The following is a 601-nucleotide window of genomic DNA, read 5'->3' on the forward strand; positions in this document are numbered from 1 at the left end:
GGCGGTCAGGGGCGGGACTCGTCCGGGCGCCAGCCCGGCAGGCCGGCCCAGGCCGTGTCGATGATGCGGTCCCGGCGCGCGGCGCGGTCGCCGGCGGCATCGGCCACCCGCCGCAGGGCGGCCTCCATCGCCTCGCGCCCGCCGGCGGCGGACGCCTCCTCGCCCTTGCGCCGGATCGCGGCCTGGAAGGCCTTGACGGCGGGGCCGGCGGTCGGCCCGCTCTCCACGGCCGCCACCAGGCTCAGCAGGGCCTCGGCGATCGGCACGATCGCTTCCTGCCAGGGCGGTGCGGAGGGCGCGGCCGGTCCCAGGGGAGCCGCATGGGACAGCACGGTCGTCCGTGGGCGGATCATGGCGTCGGGCTCCTGCGTGCGAACGGGGGGATGCGGGCGTGCCGGACGGACGGCGGCGGCACGCCGCAATCGGCGTCACCGAACCCGTCACGGCCCGCCGGCCTTCGCCGGAAACCGCGCAACCCCGAACCGATTGTGCCACGAACACCCGCCTCGCTTCCACTGTCGCCGTGTCGCCCTGCGGCACCGAGATTCTGCTGCACTGGGATTCTGCGCAGCTGTCGTCCAGAACCGGAGCGCCCGCGCCC

General features: G+C 76.5%; 1 protein-coding gene. It reads right to left on the reverse strand.

Features of this window, described 5'->3' with window-relative positions:
* Positions 1–5 precede the first annotated feature (5 nt).
* A complete protein-coding gene (locus J7U37_RS24865; protein ID WP_247637490.1) occupies positions 6–353 on the reverse strand; it encodes a hypothetical protein in 348 nt (115 codons plus the stop codon).
* Positions 354–601: the final 248 nt, after the last annotated feature.

Source organism: Methylobacterium sp. 37f (assembly GCF_023093475.1).
GTDB lineage: Bacteria > Pseudomonadota > Alphaproteobacteria > Rhizobiales > Beijerinckiaceae > Methylobacterium.